This is a genomic window from Caballeronia sp. GAFFF1, from assembly GCF_023630705.1.
Taxonomy (GTDB): Bacteria; Pseudomonadota; Gammaproteobacteria; order Burkholderiales; family Burkholderiaceae; genus Caballeronia.
This window is the reverse complement of the sequence record NZ_JALQEM010000008.1, coordinates 1-2,151: the sequence shown is the minus strand read 5'-3', so window position 1 is coordinate 2,151 and position 2,151 is coordinate 1. Positions and strand designations below refer to the sequence as shown.

The following is a 2,151-nucleotide window of genomic DNA, read 5'->3' as shown; positions in this document are numbered from 1 at the left end:
TCCGATATCGTCGGCAGCGTCAGATGTTTATAAGAGACAGACGTGCCCGAGCGCCGTCGCGCTGCTGATCGCGAGCGCCGCGCGTTCGGCCCACGCGACTGCATCGGCGCTCGCGCCCGAGCGCCGCGACAGTTCGGCCATGCGCCGCGCGAAGCCTTCGGCCAATGCCGCGCTTTCGTCCGCGAAGCGCGATGCCGGCGCGGTCGTGTCCATCGTGCTCATGCCGCGCCTCCGGACATCAGCCGGTCGAGCGCCTTGGCGAGCGCGGCGCGTTTATCCGCTATACGCCATACCGGCGCATTGACGTCCATCGTGCTCATGCCGCGCCTCCGCACATTAGCCGGTCAAGCGCCTTGGCGAACGCCGCGCGTTTCTCCGCTATACCCCGTACCGGCGCATTGACGTCCATCGTGCTCATGCCGCGCCTCCGCACATGAGCCGGTGGAGCGCGGCGCCTTCGTCCGCGACGCGCGATGCCGGCGCGTACAACTGGATCGTGCTCATGCCGCGCCTCCCACATCAGCCGGTCGAGCGCCTTGGCGAACGCCGCGCTTTTCTCCACTACACGCCATACCGCCGCATTGACGTCCATCGTGCTCATGCCGCGCCTCCGCACATGAGCCGGTCGAGCGCGGAGCCTTCCTCCGCGACGCGCGATGCCGGCCCGTACAACTGGATGGTGCTCATGCCGCGCCTCCGGACATCAGCCGGTCGAGCGCCTCGACGAGCGCGAACGGCGGGCGGCCGCGATGCACGCCGCTCGGCGCGCCGCTGTCGCCATCGCGCCAGTCGGGCCGCACCCCACGCACGAACAGATACAGATAGCCGCCGACGTGCGTCTCATAGTCGTACGCAGCGAGCCGCGCCCGCAGATACCGGTGCAGCGCCACCACATAGACAAGCGCCTGAAGGTGATACGCGTGATGCGCCATCGCTTCGGCGAGCGGCGCGGCGCTGTAATCCGCGGCACGCTCGCCGAGATAATTCGACTTCCAGTCGATGATCCAGTAGCGCCCGTCGTGCTCCACGATCATATCGATGAACCCCTTGATGAAACCCCGCAACGCGCCCGTCTCCAGCGCGACGTCGGGATAGCCGTGGGCGGCGAGAATCCGCCGCAACGCCGCGAAGTCCAGCGACGGCGCGGGAAACAAAAACTCCAGTTCGTTCATGCGACGCGCGGGCGGAATCTGCGACAGCCGAAGACCCGCCGCGATCTCGGTCGAAAGCGTATCGGCGAGCAGGCGCTGCATCATCGGCCGAAGACGCCGGGTGAGCGGCTCCGGCGCGGGCGTCGGATGCTCGCGCAACGCGCGGTCGATCGCATCGGCCCAGGTCGCGGGCTGCGTGAAGTCCGCCAGTTCGTACATGCGATGCAGACATTCCCCCGCCGCCGCGCCGCGCGGAAACGCGAGGATGTCGTCGTCGGCGAGCGCGGCCTCGTCGCGCGGCGCGGCTTGCTGGAGAACGGGCACGTCGAGGTCGGCGAGTTCGTCGTGATCCGGCCGCGCGTCGACTGGCTGCGGCTGATTCGCCTCGTCGCGGGCGCCCGCCGCGATCAGCGAACTGAAGCTCGCCATGCGCCAGCGGTCGCGCAAGACGCGCTGATTGGTGCGCGCGGTCATCTCGTGCGGCCCCGCGGCCTCGGCGGCGAGCGGCTCGCGCGCGCCGATCACCGGCAACGGCGCGACGCCGATCGCGCCATCGGAATGCGCTTCGAGCGCGTGCCACGCCGCGATGATGCCCGCTTCGTCGGGCGGCTCTTCGCAGAACGCGTCGAAGTCCTGCCCCGCGCCCGCGACGAGCCAGTTGAGCACGCTTCGCCGCGACTCCTTCGTCGACTTGCTCGACACGTTCGACATATACACGCCCGCGACGACATAGCAGCGATACACCGCCCGCGTCAGCGCCACGTAAACGAGCCGCGCGCGCTCGGCCGCCTGCTCGCGGGCGATGGCGGCGCTCACCTCCTTCGATTCATCCTCGTCGATGCCGTAGTGCAGCACCGCTTCGCCCGCTTCGTCGTGATACTCCTTCGCGTCGGGCAAGCCGGATTTCGGCGGGGGGGGGGGGGGGGCGGGGGGGGGGGGCCGGCCCCAAACGACCGCCGAATCGTCCCCTCTCGTCGTGTGGTTTCTCTCCTTCTGCCCG

At 69.3% G+C, this 2,151-nt stretch carries 3 protein-coding genes; all 3 read right to left on the bottom strand.

The window, feature by feature from the left end:
• Positions 1-27 precede the first annotated feature (27 nt).
• Positions 28-222 carry a hypothetical protein gene (locus NCR37_RS04655; protein WP_350029046.1) on the bottom strand — a complete coding sequence of 65 codons (195 nt, stop codon included), beginning with the start codon at positions 220-222 and terminating at the stop codon, positions 28-30.
• 94 nt (positions 223-316) lie between these two features.
• Complete coding sequence (locus tag NCR37_RS04650; protein ID WP_250471986.1) at positions 317-601, bottom strand: hypothetical protein; 285 nt, start codon at positions 599-601, stop codon at positions 317-319.
• A gap of 82 nt (positions 602-683) precedes the next feature.
• On the bottom strand, positions 684-2,151 hold a 1,468-nt coding region (locus NCR37_RS04645; RefSeq protein ID WP_250471985.1), incomplete at its 5' end, for a PD-(D/E)XK nuclease family protein.

What these genes read in the sequence shown, in the direction of transcription:
- NCR37_RS04650 (WP_250471986.1), bottom strand. Translation starts at nt 601, where the DNA reads ATGAGCACGATGGACGTCAATGCGGCGGTATGGCGTGTAGTGGAGAAA.
- NCR37_RS04655 (WP_350029046.1), bottom strand. Translation starts at nt 222, where the DNA reads ATGAGCACGATGGACACGACCGCGCCGGCATCGCGCTTCGCGGACGAA.